Genomic DNA, 16340 nt, shown 5'->3' with positions numbered 1-16340 from the left:
TTAGCACTCTTCGATTCTATTGTCAAATATGAAAGATAGTTTTTAAGGATATTATTGTGAAAGATTATAAATGATAGATGATTTTCCTTGACGTTCACTTCATTATTTTTCGATAATAAAATGAACAAAATAAATAAAGGAGGACTAAAGATGTTAGATTTAGTACTCATGATGATTGAGCGCGTTGGATTAATTGTTATATTAGGTTTTTTACTTTCGCATATTCGAATTTTTCGACATCTCCTTCATAAACAAGATGGATATAAGGATAAGCTTATGCTAATTTGTATTTTTTCATTATTTACAATTGTAAGCAATTACACAGGAATTGAAATTGCAGGAAATACAATTATGAATGAAAATTGGTTACAAGGCGTTTCCTCGTCAAGTACGATTGCAAATACGCGTATTATGGGTGTCGGAATTAGCGGTTTACTAGGGGGACCCATTGTCGGAATTGGTGTTGGGTTTATTTCTGGTATTCATCGCTATATGCTAGGGGGGACGACAGCTTTTAGCTGTGCTATTTCATCTATTTTAGCAGGGATCATTACAGGATATATTGGCCGAATTTTTCAAAAGCATAATCGTACAGTTACACCTAAGTATTCAGCGTTTTTAAGTGTGGGTATTGTTTCGGTGGAAATGGTTATGATTTTATTTATTGTGAAAGATGGATGGAATATAGTGAAAACGATTGCGATGCCGATGATTTTTGTAAATGGTTTTGGTAGTTTTATTTTACTTTCCATGGTGCAAGCAATTTTGCGACAGGAAGAGAATGCAAAGGCATTACAAACGCATAAAGTGCTTCGAATTGCTGATAAAACATTACCTTACTTTCGTCAAGGGTTGACAGAAGAATCATGTAAACATGTGGCACAAATTATCCATTGTTTTACGGGAACGGATGCGGTATCCTTAACAGATACAAAAAAAATATTAGCGCATGTGGGATTAGCATCGGATCATCATATCCCTTCGCATAGTTTAATTACGGGATTATCAAAAAAAGTATTACATACAGGGAAAATAATGAAGGCGAAATCAAGAGAAGTCATTAACTGTCAGCATGAAGACTGTCCATTACAAGCGGCAATTGTTATTCCTTTAACATCGCACGGCAATACAATTGGGACATTAAAGTTATATTTTAAAAATCCAAATCAGTTAAGTCGTGTAGAAGAGGAACTAGCAGAAGGATTAGCAAAAATTTTCTCGACCCAGCTTGAATTAGGGGAAGCAGAGCTGCAAAGTAAATTGCTTCAAGATGCTGAAATCAAAGCGTTACAAGCACAAATTAACCCACATTTCTTATTTAATGCGATTAATACAGTTTCAGCACTTTGTCGTACAGATGTAGAAAAAGCAAGGAAGCTCTTACTACAGCTTAGCGTCTATTTTCGTTGTAACTTACAAGGAGCGCGGCAGCTGTTGATTCCACTAGAGCAAGAGCTGAATCATGTGAATGCGTATTTATCGTTAGAGCAAGCGAGATTTCCAAATAAATATGAGGTTAAAACCTATATAGACGAAGGATTAAAGACAATGTTAATTCCACCATTTGTGCTTCAATTGTTAGTTGAAAATGCTCTTAGACATGCATTTCCGAAGAAGCAACCGATTTGCCAAGTAGAAGTGTATGCGCACGTTGAAGATGATTTGATTCATTTTAAAGTGAAGGATAACGGTCAGGGGATTGAACAAGAGCGTTTAGAACAATTAGGAAAAGCTGTTGTAACATCCAAAAAAGGAACAGGTACAGCTTTATATAACATTAACGAACGGTTAATAGGGTTATTTGGGAAAGAAACGACACTTCATATTCAAAGTGAATTACAGAAAGGAACCGAAGTTTTCTTTGCAATTCCGATTCAATATGTAGAGGGGGAAGGAAGTAGTGGTAAAGGTATTAGTAGTAGATGATGAAATGTTAGCAAGAGATGAGCTGAAATATTTATTACAACGAACGAAAGAAGTAGATGAAATTGAAGAGGCAGATTGTATAGAAGATGCTTTAGAAATATTGATGGATGATAAACCAGATATTGTTTTTTTAGATATTCAGCTTTCAGATGATAACGGATTTGAAATTGCAAACATACTAAAAAAGATGAAAAGTCCGCCAGCTATTGTATTTGCGACAGCATATGATCAATATGCATTACAAGCATTTGAAGTCGATGCATTAGATTATATTTTAAAGCCATTTGATGAAGAACGCATCGCACAAACATTAAAAAAATATAAAAAGAGAAAGCAAAGTGAAATAGAAAAGAAGGTAGATATGAAAGTACCGGATGTAACTGCTGAGATGCATAAACTTGCACTTCCAATCGAAGAATCCATTGTTCTTGTAAGTATGGAAGATATTGTCTATGTAGGACTTGTAGATGGAAAAGTAACTGTAAAGACAATTCGAGAAACATATGTAACTCATGATACGCTTGTTATTTTGGAGAAAAAATTACCACAAACGATGTTTATGAGAGTTCATCGTAGTTTTATTGCAAATGTAAATCATATTTCAGAAGTACAACCTTGGTTTAACTCTACTTATAATTTAATTATGAAAGATGGATCGAAAGTACCAGTAAGTCGTACATATGCAAAGGAATTAAAAAAACTGCTTCGTATTTAAGAAGCAGTTTTTGTATTTCATCCTGTAATTTTTGTAACTGATTCTCCATATTCGACGTTCCGATTTGTAAACGCTTACCTAAGCGTTTACATCATATACAATAAAGGTACCAAATCGAAAGAGGTGGCCAAAATGAGTACAAAAAAAGTATATAGTTTTTTATCACAAGCATTTATTTTTTCAGCTATTATGTTAGTTTCTCATATGATTGCATCACATTTACCAATTCCAATGCCTTCTTCAGTAATTGGATTAGTCATTTTATTTAGCTTATTATGCTTAAAGATTATTAAATTGGAACAGGTTGAGTCACTTGGAACGGCATTAACAGGCATTATCGGCTTCTTATTCGTTCCATCTGGAATTTCCGTTATCAATTCTCTTGGGGTAATGGGGCAATATTTTGTACAAATCATCACTGTAATTGTTGTTGCAACAGTTATTTTATTAGCAGTAACAGGTTTATTTGCTCAATTTATTCTAGGAAAAGGTGGAAAAGAACCGATAGATACAAAACAATTAGACACTTTAGGTAAAGGACATAAGCACGGAAAAGTTGCGTAATAGATTGTATACGTGGTTAGGAGGTAATGGACATGGCAAGTACAATGACTCCATATTTCGGAATTGTTGTTTCATTAATTGCATACGGGATCGGAACATTCTTATTTAAGCACTCAAAACAATTTTTCTTATTTACACCGCTATTTGTAGCAATGGTATTAGGGATTGGCTTTTTAAAGGTTGGAAATTTCACATTTGAAGAATATAATACTGGTGGTAAAATCATTAGCTTCTTTCTAGAGCCAGCTACAATTGCTTTTGCAATTCCATTATATAAACAAGCTGATAAATTGAAAAAATATTGGTGGCAAATCTTATCTGCTATCATTGTCGGTTCTATTTGTTCAGTAGTGGTTGTGTTCATTGTTGCAAAAGCTATTCATTTAGATACAGCTATTATGAATTCTATGTTGCCACAAGCAGCAACAACAGCAATTGCATTGCCTTTATCAGAAAGTATCGGTGGTATTCCAGCCATTACATCTTTTGCTGTTATCTTTAACGCGGTAATTGTATATGCGCTTGGAGCATTATTCTTAAAAACATTTAGGGTCAAAAATCCAATTGCGAAAGGATTAGCATTAGGAACAGCAGGACACGCACTCGGCGTTGCAGTCGGAATTGAAATGGGTGAAGTGGAAGCAGCGATGGCAAGTATTGCAGTAACAGTAGTTGGGGTTGTAACAGTTGTTGTTATTCCATTGTTTATGCCGCTGATTGCGTAATCAGATATCAGTTTAATCCTGATAGAAGCAAGCTATTTGTAGAACAGATTTCTACTGATAGCTTGCTTTTTATGTTACAGTAGTGGTATGACCTATTTTATTTTTCCTTAAATCTTTATTAATACTTTATATAATGCGTTCTGAAAAGGACTATTATATTGTAAAATAGAAAGGAAAGGCCAGATCTTAATCTAGCAGAAAGAAGATAAGAAATGGATTTTAATCAACACAAAAAATTTGTGGGGAAGAGAAAGAGAACCTACTTATGATAAGTCTTACTTTATAGGACAGGAGAGATTACTCGTCGATTATGCAAATGAAAAACCTGTTTCAAAGCAAAGGATTTCAAAGGTTACTGATACTTTTATTATTAGCTCTTATATTATATGGGCTAAAAAGCATGTTTAATTTAATTTTAATTACGTTTATCCTGACATATTTAATGGATCGATTCCAGAAATTTATTTCTAGAAAACTCGATCATTTTATGCTGATTAACCGAAAAATTATTATAGCGTTTTTATATATCATGTTTGTTGGTGGAATTACAATTACATTATTTAAATATCTACCTGTGTTAACAGTACAAATTTCACAATTAATTTATCAATTTAATGTATTCCTTAAAAATCCACCAGATAATGATATGATAAAGGCTTCTATTCATGCGATTAATCATATGGAGCTTTCGAAGTATATAGGGCAAGGTGTAGATATTATTTATAAGTCCATTGCAAATGTTGGGAAATTCGGTTTGCAATTTTTACTTTCTTTAATTTTGAGCTTATTCTTCTTGTTGGAAAAAGCACGTATTGTTGCATTTACAGAAAAGTTTAAAGAGAGCAAACTTGCTATTTTCTATAATGAAATTGAATACTTTGGGAAGAAATTTGCGCGTTCTTTTGGGAAGGTAATTGAAGCACAATTTTTAATTGCTATTGTGAATTGTGTGCTATCCGTGATTGCACTATGGATTTTAGGATTTCCACAGTTACTTGGTCTATCATTAATGATCTTTCTATTAGGTTTAATTCCGGTGGCGGGTGTAATTATCTCATTATTTCCACTTTGCATGATTGCATATAATATTGGTAGCATTACTTATGTTATCTATATATTAATTATTGTGGCTGTTATTCATGCGCTTGAAAGTTACGTATTAAATCCAAAATTTATGTCACAAAAGACGAACTTACCTATTTTTTATACATTTATGGTATTGATTTTTTCTGAGCATTTTCTAGGTGTTTGGGGGCTAATCATTGGTATCCCAGTCTTTATGTTCCTATTGGATGTTTTAGATGTCACGAGCGATGAAATCGAAAAAGGGGCTAATGAAAAAATAGAGTCTTAAAAAGCATCAGATAAGGATGCTTTTTCTTTTATCCTGCTATTTTAGGGCAGTAAGACTCCCACCTCAAAAGGTAGATGCCTGTAACAGCCCGATTGGTGAGGGTTCATAATCAGTGGGGATGAAAAAACAATGATTAGAGTTTCACTTTATAACTTCATTTCATATATGCCATACTGTAAGAAGAATACAAATAATTGAGGTGAAAGAAATGTCTATCAATGAAAAGGTAGAGCTTGCGACGTTTGCGGGAGGTTGCTTTTGGTGTATGGTTTCACCATTTGAAGAGATGGAAGGGGTTATAAGAATCATTTCTGGTTATACAGGTGGTCATAAAGAAAATCCAACTTATAAAGAAGTTTGTTCTGAAACGACAGGACATTATGAAGCAGTTCAAATTACATTTGACCCAGATAAAATGCCGTATGAAAAATTATTAAATATGTATTGGAGACAAATTGATCCAACAGATGCGGGTGGACAGTTTCATGATCGTGGGCAATCATATGAAACAGCTATCTTTTATCATAATGAAGAGCAACGGAAACTAGCTGAAGTATCGAAAAAGGAGCTTGCTGAGAGCGGGCGTTTTTCTAAACCAATTGTTACGAAAATTATTCCAGCATCTACATTCTATCCAGCTGAGGAGTATCACCAAGATTATCATAAGAAAAATGCATTCCGTTATGCATTGTATCGCCAAGGATCAGGACGTGATGCATTTATTAAAAAGCATTGGCCAAAAGATAATGCACATTTAAAAGAACAATTAACGGAGATGCAATTTTATGTAACGCAGGAAAACGGAACAGAACCTCCATTTCAAAATGAGTATTGGGATCATAAAGAAGAAGGACTATATGTAGACATCGTGTCTGGTGAACCGCTATTTACTTCCTTAGATAAATTTGATAGTGGCTGTGGTTGGCCAAGCTTTACAAAGCCTGTTATGGCAGCCAGTGTAAAAGAAAAAATTGACCTTAGTCATAATATGACGCGTACAGAAGTAAGAAGCAGGGAAGGCGATTCACATCTTGGCCATGTTTTTCCAGATGGACCAGGACCAAACGGTCTTCGCTATTGCATTAATTCAGCAGCACTTCGATTTATTCCAAAGGAAGACTTAGAAAAAGAAGGATATGGAGATTTTCTAATCTTGTTTCATCAAAAAAAATAACCTCGCGATTGCGAGGTTATTTTACTGTTTTCTTTCTAAATTTGCTGAGCACTTCATATACAATCGGAACAATGAGAAGTGTTAGTAATGTTGAACTTGTTAATCCGCCAATTACTGTTACCCCAAGTCCTTTTGAAATTAAACCGCTACCTTCAAATCCAAGTGCAAGAGGAATTAAAGCACCAATTGTTGCGATGGCAGTCATTAGAATTGGTCGTAAGCGCGTTGAGCCGGCTTCTAATAATGCTTCACGTGTTGATAAGCCTTCTTGTTCCTTATGAATGACACGGTCGATAAGCACGATTGCATTCGTGACAACAATACCGATTAACATAAGCGCACCAATCATTGCCGATACACTTAATGTTTCACCTGAAATGAGTAGAGCAACAAGTGCCCCGATAATTGTAAATGGAAGTGAGAATAAAATCGCAAATGGTGCAAGTGCGCCGCCAAATGTCACAACAAGAACGAAGTATACAATGGCAATTGCCGCTAACATCGCTAATCCAAGTTGTGTAAAGGATTCTTGAATATCTTTTGTAACACCGCCCATAGAAACTTCTACGCCAGAAGGAAGGTCCATTTTATCTATTTCCTTTTGAAGTGCCGCAGATGCTTTAGAAACGTCATCAGATGTTATTTTTGCGTTTACGGATGCGTAAATACGCCCATCACGATGTGTAACTGTATTGGAAGTTTCGCCTTCTTTCACAGTCATAACATCCTTAACAGCTACTTCGTTGCCAAGTGGGGTTTTCACTTTACGATTTGTTAAATCATCAATTGCTTCATAATCATGTTTATCTGCTTCTACATAAACATTGATATCTTTACCATCTTTTTTTATTGTCGTAAGAACAGGACGGTCATGTTGATTAGAAAGTTCCATGCCAACTTGAGCAGCAGTTAGCCCCATTTTACTTAATTTTTGCTGATCTGCGACTAACGTGTACTCTGCATATGTTTTGGAAAGGCTAGAATCGATATCTTTCAAATCCTTTTCTTTCTTCATGATATTTTGAATATCTTTCACGACAGGTTTGATGTCTTCTAAACGATCTCCGTATACGTATAGCTTAATTTCATTGCTGCCTCCGCTAGCTCCGAAGTCTTGGCTTTTCCATTCACCTTTTCCTGTCATCTTTTGTAAATCTTTCATCACCTGTTCTTTTTCTTTCTCAAAGTTTTTTATGTCATTATCGTATTGAACAAAGAACATAGCTTGATTTGTTTTACCTGGGCTCATTGGGTTTTCTCCGCCTAATGAGAACTGAATGGTTTTTACATCTTTTTTATTTTGAAAGTGTGTTTCGGCTTTTGTTGCGATTGCTTTAACGTCTTCTAATGTTTGCCCTGGATCAGGGTTATAGGTTGCAATCATCATTTTTTCTTCTTCATCTGGTAAGAAGCTTACACCGATAACTGGTACAAGTGCAAGACTACCAACCAATAGAAGAACAGCGATACTAGATGTAATGATTTTATGATTAAGTGCCCAATTCAGTACGCGCTTGTAGCCGTTTGCTAATTTACTTGGTTTCTCTTTATGGTGTACCTCTTTTTCTCTCATACTTTCTTTCTTAAATAAAGAATGAGCTAACATCGGTACAATGGTGATGGCCACAAGTAACGAAGCGAGTAATGCAAATACGATCGTTAAGGCAAATGGTAAGAACATTTCACCAATCATACCTTTTACAAGCCCAAGAGGTAAAAATACCGCAATTGTTACAATTGTTGAAGACATAATAGGAATAAACATTTCTTTTGTTGCTACGCGAATTAAGTCTTTTCCGCGTAATGGTTCTTCTGGTAAAGACATGCGGCGGTAAATATTTTCAATTACAACGATTGAATCATCGACAACGCGTCCAATCGCAACTGTCATTGCCCCAAGTGTCATAATATTGAGTGTAATATCCATTTGCTTCAATACTAAAATAGCAATGAGTAAAGAAAGCGGAATGGAAACAACAGAAATTAATGTTGTTCGAATGTTTCGTAAGAACAACATGATAATAATGATAGCAAAGATGGCACCAAATATTGCTTTGCTAAGCATCGTATCAACTGATTTTTCAATCGGTGTACCTTGATCGAATGTCGAAATAATCTCTAAATCTTTATATTTTTTTTCAATATCTTTCACTTTATCTTTTACAGCATTTACAACATCAACTGTATTTGCATCAGTTGCTTTTACAACTTGAATACCGATCGCTTCTTTACCATTTGTACGAGAAATGGATTCAGCTTTCCCAACTTCTTTCACATCAGCGATTTCTTCAAGGTTGACAGTTGGAATACCAGCAGTCATGCCCGGATTCATTTGTGGTGCTTCTGTTTGAGGAGAAGAAATCGCTCCGGGCCCACTTTGGTTGCTTGCTGCTGAAATAGTAGGGATCTTCATTTCTTTTAAGGCTTGAACTGTTGTAATATTTCCATCTACAACAACTGATTTTTCGCTATCTTTAAATGTGTATAGACCAAGTGGCAGAGATACATCAGAACCTTTAATGATATTTTTAACCGTATCCTCACTTAAGCCTAATTCTTTCATTTTATCTTTTTTAAAGACGAGTTGTACTTCATCTACTTGTTGTCCTGAAATTTGAACAGAGGCAACACCATCAAGGCCTTTTAACGCTGGAACAATACTTTTTTCAACCTTTTCAGTTAAAGTAGCTAAAGGTTCGTCTTTACTCGCTACACTTAATGCAATAACAGGAAAGGCATTAAAGTTTACACGAGAAACCTTTGGGTCCTTTACGCCTTCCGGTAGTTTTACATTAGCGATTGCTTCTTTTACTTCAGTTTCAGCTTTCTCCATATTTTTATCAAAATCATATTCTACTTGAATAGAAGATGCATTTTGATAAGAGGAGGAGCTTACAACGTTCACCCCGTTTAAATTTTGCAGTTGCTCTTCCATCGGCTTTGATATTTTATCTGCAACTTCTTGCGGAGTAGCTCCAGGATAAACCGTTGTTACTGTTACAACAGGGGTGGTGATATCAGGAATTGTTTCTAATTTCATATTTAAACCAGAGTAAATTCCCGCAGTGGTAACAATAATGGTTAATAGCCAAACTGCGAACTTATTTTTTAACGAAAAGTTAATGATCTTGTTCATGTTTGCGCTCCCTTATTATGTATTGACCAATCGGTCAGTCTAACACATAATATAACTGACTGAATGGTCAGTCGTCAATAAAAAGAAATGTTATAATACTGTTAAGATAAAGTGGAAATAACAACTATAATGTAAAATTATGATGTAAAGTTCTATTAGGAGAGAAAATATGAAAGAAAAAGAACGCTTAATTATTGAAATGGCAATGAAGTTATTTGCAGCGAAAGGTGTTAACGCAACATCCGTACAAGAAATCGTGACAGCGTGCGGGATATCAAAAGGAGCTTTTTATTTATATTTCAAATCAAAAGACGAATTGCTTCTAGCTACTCTTAAATATTATTATGAAAAAATTCAAAGTAAAATGATGAAAATTGACAAAGAATCATTACTACCACGCGAAAAATTTGTCAAACAATTATATTGTCAGTTTCATGATATACAAACGCATAAGGAATTTATTATTATGCATGCAAGGGAGAATGCAATTCCATTTAATAAAGAAGTAGAAGCATTTATGATGAACATGAAAATGGAGTCACATGCATTTTATCGAAATAGTATATTGTCTATTTATGGTGAAAAGGTCACTCCGTATTTGTTAGATCTTGTAGTGATAGTAGAAGGGATTTCCCGAGCGTATTTAGAATTAATCATTTTAAATGAAACAGAAATTAATTTAAATCATGTTTCCACATTTATTTTAAAAAGAATGGATGACATTGTAGAAGGTCTTGTAAATTCTGGTGAGGAACCTGTTTTGCATGAAGAACAATTAGGACAACTTCTTTGCAGTTCAGACTTAATAAAAGAGCAAGTGAAGGAACAATTTCTACAGGAAATTATTATGTTTAAACGTAATTTAGCTGATGAATTAGAAAATGATGAGTTATTAGTTACATTGGATGTTTTAGAAGCAGAAATGAGAGTAGCAAATCCAAGAATACCAGTGATTCAAGGAATGTTAGCAAATTTAAAGCGTTACGATAATTTAATGGATTTTCGACTTCGATTAGCGAAATATTATGAGATAGATATAATTTAAAATCAATAGAGGTGAATCATAACAGATCCACCTCTATTGATTATTTGTCAGATTGTGCCCATTCTTCTACATTCCAAACTTTTGTTACCCAATCTTGGTAAAAGTCAGGTTCGTGACATACAAGAAGAATCGTTCCTTTGTATGCTTTCATTGCTTTTTTTAGTTCCTCTTTTGCTGTTACATCCAGGTGGTTTGTTGGCTCGTCAAATAGTAACCAGTTACTTTCTTTACCCATGAGCTTACATAAACGAACTTTTGCTTGCTCACCACCGCTTAATTGACTCAATGGGCGCGTAATATGTTCATTTTTTAAACCGCATTTTGCTAACATTGCTCGAATTTGATGTTGATCTAAATTCGGGAATGTATTCCAAACATCATCGATAGGTGTTATATGATCAGCTTTTACTTCTTGTTCGAAATATGCTGGTTCTAAGAAGTCACCAAGGCTTGTTTTTCCGCTTAATGGCTTAATTTTACCTAAAATTGTTTTTAATAATGTTGATTTCCCAACACCATTACATCCAACAATTGCAATTTTTTCACCGCGTTCAATTGTCATTGTTAGTTTCGGCAATAGTGGATGTGTGTAACCAATTTCTACATCTTCTCCTTCAAAGACAAAGCGGCTACTTGCGCGAGATTCTTTGAAAGAGAATTCAGGTTTAATCGCGGTTTCTGGACGATCGATTCGCTCCATGCGATCAAGCTGTTTTTGACGGCTTTTTGCTCGGCCTGTTGTAGAGTAACGAGCCTTATTTTTCGAGATGAACTCTTCTTGCTTTTTAATAAATTCTTGCTGTTTTTGATACGCTTGTAAATGTTGATTTTTATTGATTTCAGCTAGTTCTAAAAACTTCTCATATGTCGCTGTATAACGCGTCATTTTGGAGAATTCTAGATGGAAAATGACATCCACACATTTGTTCATAAACTCTGTATCATGAGAGATTAACAAGAATGCATGCGGGTATTCTTTTAAATAGTTTGTTAACCATTGAATGTGTTCAACATCTAAATAGTTAGTAGGTTCATCTAGTAATAATACTTGTGGTTGTTCAAGCAGTAACTTTGCAAGCAATACTTTTGTACGCTGCCCACCACTTAATGCAGAAACATCACGATCTAGACCAATTGCATCAAGACCGAGGCCACGCGCAGCTTCTTCAACTTTAATATCTAGTAAATAGAAACCACCAGCTTCAAGGGCATCCTGAATATTAGCCATTTGGTCTAAAAGCGCTTCTAATTCTTCCGGTGTCGCTGTAGCCATTTTTTCTGTAATGATATTTAATTCTTTTTCTTTCTCAAATAAAGGTAAGAAGGCATCTGTTAGAACGTCACGAATTGTTCGGCCAGGTGTTAAGATTGTATGCTGATCTAAATAGCCATAATGTGTACCAGGCGTCCACTCGATGCGCCCTTGGTCATGAATAAGTTGTCCAGTAATAATATTCATAAATGTTGACTTTCCAACACCATTTGCACCAACTAATCCAACATGTTCATTCGCTAATAAACGCATGGATACATCTTTAAAGAGAGTACGATCACCAAATGTGTGTCCTAAATTTTCAACTGTTAATAAGCTCATAGTATCCTCCGTCCATTTCAAAATAGTATCTTGAATCATGATACTAAATTCTCGAATATAATGCTATCCTTTCAGAATGTATAATTTTTCAAGAAAAGGTTGCGTATTTTATAAAAAGGAATATATATGAAGAAAAATGTTATGTAGGGATTATGATAGTAAAAAGTTACTTCTAGATGATATAGAAGTAACTTTTTCTTTTTCCTATTAGACTTTTTGTTTTACTTCACTTACTTTTTTCTCTGCCACAATAAAATGTGGTCTGCGTTTTGTTTCATAGTAGATACGGCCAATATATTCACCAATGACGCCTAAGAAGATGAGCTGGATACCACCGATGAATAATATAGCGGAAATTAAAGTGAAGTAACCAGGTACATCAATTCCATCGATCATAATCTGTATAAATGTCGTGATTACGTATAAGATTGCTAAAAGTGTTGTTAGTAATCCAAGGTATATAGATAAGCGTAATGGTTTATTATTAAAAGAAATAACGCCATCTATTCCGTAATTCAACAACTTAGAAAAAGTCCATTTACTTTCTCCATCAGAACGTAATACATTTTCATATTCAATGATTAATTCTTTAAATCCAATCCAGGAGAATAAACCTTTAGAAAATCGATTGTATTCGCTTAAAGAGAGTAATGAATCTACTGCTCTTCTACTTAAAAGTCTAAAATCGCCGATACCATCGACTAATTCAATATCAACAAACGTATTCATAACTTTGTAGTATAGACGGGAGATGAAAGAACGCATAGGGGAATCACCTGTTCTTGTTCTTTTTGCAATCACTTGGTCATATCCGTCATTGTAACCTTCTAACATATCCTTTATTAAAGCAGGCGGGTGCTGTAAGTCAGCATCCATAATAACAACTGCATCGCCTGTAGCATATTTTAAGCCAGCCAACATGGCAGCTTCTTTTCCAAAGTTTCTGCTAAATGATATATAGTGTACAGCTGAATCTGAATTTGCTAAATCTCGTAAAATATCCAATGTATCATCTTTACTACCATCATTAACAAAAACAAATTCATAATCGGTATCTAATTTATGAACTTCAAGAGAAGTTTCTGAATAAAAAGCTCGAAGTACTTTTTCTTCATTGTAACAGGGTACTATTATTGAAAGAGTCATCTTTGACCCTCCTTGTTTGTAATAGTGCTATGATTCAGGATATTCCTTATTTGAGAAGAAGGAATGGCCTGAACTGGATGTATGTTTACTTATTGTTGTGTAAAAAGGTAAGCTCTTTATTTCTTTTTTTGCGTCCGAAAAATAATAAAGTGGAGCAAATGATGAATGAAATAATGGATATAATCAAACCTAATTTGAAGTAAGGTGTGACATACTTCATTTCAATTACATGAGATCCTTTTTGAATTGGAACGCCTATGAATGCAGAGTTTGCTTTCGTAAATTCTGTCTCTTTCCCATCTACTTTTATAGTCCAACCTTTACTATATGGAACAGACAGATAGAGTAATCCGTCTTTACTTGAGTTAACTTGACCTTTTAAATAGTTATTTTTATAAGAGATATTTTGAAGTCTATTTTCAGTTAATTTTTTAGTTTTTTCTTGGATGTTTTCGTAATTCACAATGTTGACTTGCAGGTCTTGTAACTCATATTCACCTGGTCCAGGGATTTTATCAGTAATAGAAATCGTCAATTCGTTTGGATGATTGTTCTTTCCAAGATTATAAACAAATCTTTCTAATGGGTATGCATATGCACCTGCATCGTCTCCTTTACTCATGTCTTTTCCATTCACAATTGCATGGAAGGAGCCTTTATTTTTAATTTTTAATTCCACAAGAAGGTCTCCTACAACATTAGGTGGATTAATAGGTACTATTATGCGACCATCTTCATGAACCGTAAGCATATTGTTATTGTTTTCAATATTTTCGAATTGGATCTGCTCGGTTTTAATCGGTACTGGTTTGACATCAAGCCTTTTTGTATCAAAATGTTTTAATGAAAAATCTTTTATGTTATCAACGACTACAGCATCCAACAACAATTGATCTCGCTCAGCAAAGTTTAGTTTAGAAAACTCTTTATCATCTATCCCTGATTCATACACATATCCTAATGGCAACGCATATTCATTTTTATAAATGTTATATGGCCCTACTTGTTTTAATTGTTTATAGCCATAAGGAATATTAGCTGCATCGGTATCTGCGCTTAATATGTAATATTTCACACCTAACATATTTTCAAGAAGGAGTCGGTTATCTAATTGGAAAAACATAGAAGGTGTATCGAATCCTTGAAAAACATTGTATTTATTTTTCATAAAGTCATGAACATAATAATTGATTAGGCTATGATAAGCACTTGCACCATGATATTCCTGAAGCATTGGTGTATTACGAAGGCTGCCCGGATTAATAATACGGTAAAAATCTTTATCATGATCTTGAATATAGCGAATAGCAGCAATTTCATCTTGATTATCGTATCCAGATGCATGTAAAGATTCTTTTGTAACATTTCGTTGTCCAAAGGGTTTGCTTAGTACATTTTCTGAATACATGTAATTGATAAAAATTACATTGATAAGAACATTTAGGATCACTAAGAACTGTAAGAAAATTTTAGACAGATAGCGCCATAAACATATTGTGAGGATAGAAATTACGATGACACTTATCAACATATGATCGACTTCGTCTAATGGCTGATCATTGATGTTTACTTTTCTCATGAATGCATAAATGAACAAGCCAGTAGCTAACAATGCACTTATGAGATACATCAATTTATTCTCTTTTTTATGAAGGAGCATCCAGTCTAAAATGTACGCGACCGTTTGGGCAATTATAAATGAAAATAAATAGTACCAGCGATATTGCATAGCGGAAAAACCATTAAAAACAGAATAAGTATATGGAATCATGTAAAGAATAAGCATAAAGAATGTAAATAATACTTTATTCAATACGAATTTATCACGTATAAATAAACCGATTATAATTAAGAATAAAATCAAGACAGGAAGTGCTAATTGATAGTATTCCGCGTTATTGATGAAGAAAATACTTTCCAGCAAATTTTTATAAAATGTCTCTTCAAAGAATAAAGGAATATCAAATTTCTTTGTGAGTCGATCAGCATTAAATACAGCATTTACAGATGGAAGAAAGAATACGGCTACTAAACCGAGTGATAATCCATATAAAAAAGTAATCCTAATATAGTAAGTTAGGAAAGATTGAATCGTTTTATTTTGCTGTGTCGTAAAGTATTGAAAAAATGCATAAATATAAATGAAAATACTGGTTATAAAAGCAAAATAAAAGTTAGATGCTAGCATTAAAGCGGTAGCAAATAGAAATAGTCCTTTTTTTCTTTCTATAATATATCGATCGAATCCCCATAATACGAGTGGTAGAAAAACGATAGCATCCGCCATAAAATCCCAAAGTAAAGAGTGACGAATAAAAGTAATACATCCACCGTATATAATGGCAGAAATAAAAGATGAAAAGGTTGTTTTATGGTGATAACGCAAAGAACCGTACATAAAGAGCATCGCTAAAAAACTTTTGAAAATGCTCATATATAATTTCATATCATAGATTTGCTCTATATTTAACTTAGGAAGCAATAATGTGATCCAAAAGAATGGCGCCGTACTATAGTAATAACTGAATTCTCCAAATAAGTCGCCGCCTAATCCATAATTCCAGGACCAAAAGAAATTACCATCTTTAAAAGCATGTTGCAGGAGAAAAGTAAAGAATCCGAATTGAGATAATGCATCTCCTGAACCAGAAAATATTTGATCTGATGTTAAAAAGAAGTAATGAAAAATAAAAGCACATAGTAATAACAATGGAATGATAATAAAAGTGCTTTTATGGAAAAAGGTCTTATTGTCTTTTTCAAAATACATGAAAATTCGAGTTCCTCCCTTTAAATCAAAGTCGTTTTATATCATATTTAATTAGCGTAAATCATGTAAAAACACACCGTTTATGGACAGGGTGTGTTTTTAGTTTTTGCGTGAAAAGATATACTTTTCATACATTGGATTATGATGGATATCTATCTTTCAGTATAAAGTATTATCAGAAAGTAAGTCAA

The 16340-nt window shown here is 34.0% G+C and carries 11 protein-coding genes and 1 pseudogene; 8 read left to right on the top strand and 4 right to left on the bottom strand.

All coding sequences use genetic code 11. From position 1 onward, the window contains the following. Positions 1 to 150: 150 nt before the first annotated feature. The 7 genes and pseudogenes from MR059_RS09955 (at position 151) to msrB (ending at position 6458) form a co-directional block, all read left to right on the top strand. Complete coding sequence (locus MR059_RS09955; RefSeq protein ID WP_242161741.1) at positions 151 to 1926, top strand: sensor histidine kinase; 1776 nt, start codon at positions 151 to 153, stop codon at positions 1924 to 1926. Next, entirely contained in the window at positions 1901 to 2641 is a 741-nt protein-coding gene (locus tag MR059_RS09950; RefSeq protein WP_012096405.1) for a LytR/AlgR family response regulator transcription factor, read from the top strand. Before MR059_RS09955 ends, MR059_RS09950 begins: the two co-directional genes overlap by 26 nt. 132 nt (positions 2642 to 2773) lie before the next feature. Further along, a complete protein-coding gene (gene lrgA, locus MR059_RS09945) occupies positions 2774 to 3205 on the top strand; it encodes an antiholin-like murein hydrolase modulator LrgA (protein WP_012096404.1) in 432 nt (143 codons plus the stop codon). A gap of 32 nt (positions 3206 to 3237) precedes the next feature. After that, the gene (gene lrgB, locus MR059_RS09940; RefSeq protein WP_012096403.1) at positions 3238 to 3930 is read left to right on the top strand and encodes an antiholin-like protein LrgB; all 693 of its coding nucleotides are present in this window, start codon (positions 3238 to 3240) and stop codon (positions 3928 to 3930) included. Between the two features lie 310 nt (positions 3931 to 4240). Beyond that, a complete protein-coding gene (locus tag MR059_RS09935) occupies positions 4241 to 5284 on the top strand; it encodes an AI-2E family transporter (protein WP_012096402.1) in 1044 nt (347 codons plus the stop codon). Between the two features lie 208 nt (positions 5285 to 5492). Further along, positions 5493 to 5957 (top strand): annotated as a pseudogene (msrA, locus tag MR059_RS22260) (peptide-methionine (S)-S-oxide reductase MsrA); the annotation flags it as partial. 15 nt (positions 5958 to 5972) lie between these two features. Continuing rightward, positions 5973 to 6458 carry a peptide-methionine (R)-S-oxide reductase MsrB gene (gene msrB / locus MR059_RS22255; protein WP_373367238.1) on the top strand — a complete coding sequence of 162 codons (486 nt, stop codon included), beginning with the start codon at positions 5973 to 5975 and terminating at the stop codon, positions 6456 to 6458. A gap of 16 nt (positions 6459 to 6474) precedes the next feature. On the opposite strand, the gene MR059_RS09925 is transcribed toward msrB, so the two are convergent. Beyond that, positions 6475 to 9594, bottom strand: a complete 3120-nt coding sequence (locus MR059_RS09925; RefSeq protein WP_087095638.1) for an efflux RND transporter permease subunit — start codon at positions 9592 to 9594, stop codon at positions 6475 to 6477. A 169-nt stretch (positions 9595 to 9763) separates the two neighbouring features. Between MR059_RS09925 and MR059_RS09920 the strand changes: the two genes are divergently transcribed. Continuing rightward, positions 9764 to 10639 carry a TetR/AcrR family transcriptional regulator gene (locus MR059_RS09920; RefSeq protein WP_012096399.1) on the top strand — a complete coding sequence of 292 codons (876 nt, stop codon included), beginning with the start codon at positions 9764 to 9766 and terminating at the stop codon, positions 10637 to 10639. 40 nt (positions 10640 to 10679) lie between these two features. Here the strand turns inward: MR059_RS09920 and MR059_RS09915 are convergent, their stop codons facing one another. From MR059_RS09915 to MR059_RS09905, 3 genes are all read right to left on the bottom strand, one after another. Next, entirely contained in the window at positions 10680 to 12290 is a 1611-nt protein-coding gene (locus tag MR059_RS09915; RefSeq protein WP_081428421.1) for an ABC-F family ATP-binding cassette domain-containing protein, read from the bottom strand. Positions 12291 to 12440: 150 nt separating this feature from the next. Beyond that, positions 12441 to 13379, bottom strand: a complete 939-nt coding sequence (locus MR059_RS09910; RefSeq protein ID WP_012096397.1) for a glycosyltransferase family 2 protein — start codon at positions 13377 to 13379, stop codon at positions 12441 to 12443. 85 nt (positions 13380 to 13464) lie between these two features. Then, complete coding sequence (locus tag MR059_RS09905; RefSeq protein ID WP_048723572.1) at positions 13465 to 16149, bottom strand: YfhO family protein; 2685 nt, start codon at positions 16147 to 16149, stop codon at positions 13465 to 13467. Between the last annotated feature and the right edge of the window lie 191 nt (positions 16150 to 16340).

It is taken from the genome of Bacillus cereus group sp. BfR-BA-01522 (assembly GCF_022662635.1).
Taxonomy (GTDB): domain Bacteria; phylum Bacillota; class Bacilli; order Bacillales; family Bacillaceae_G; genus Bacillus_A; species Bacillus_A cytotoxicus.
Note: the sequence above shows the minus strand (reverse complement) of the source record. Positions and strands in the feature narration are given on the sequence as shown.